Annotated in this window: 1 protein-coding gene; it reads right to left on the bottom strand. The window is 39.5% G+C overall.

Annotated features, from left to right (window positions below):
* On the bottom strand, window positions 1-223 hold a 223-nt coding region (locus GOQ24_RS12040), incomplete at both ends, for an MBG domain-containing protein (RefSeq protein ID WP_160339799.1).

Genomic DNA, 223 nt, shown 5'->3' with positions numbered 1-223 from the left:
CTCAGCTTTTTCAATAGTTAGTGTCCCCTCAAGGGATAAAGGATGGTAATTATCTCCAGCCAAGACCTTTGCCTCTACCTTATATTCACCTGCATCGCTATGGCTGTTATTTGAATATGTTACATCTGTCACTATATCTATATCTCCTGAAATAGCCAATGACTTTAATTCACCATCGTATCGATACACAGTGTCTTTTAGCTCCACTCCAATAAGCTCAGCT

This window comes from Myroides sp. LoEW2-1, from assembly GCF_009767705.1.
GTDB lineage: Bacteria > Bacteroidota > Bacteroidia > Flavobacteriales > Flavobacteriaceae > Flavobacterium > Flavobacterium album_A.
The sequence above is the reverse complement of the archived record's forward strand: the minus strand, read 5'-3'. Positions and strand labels throughout refer to the sequence as shown.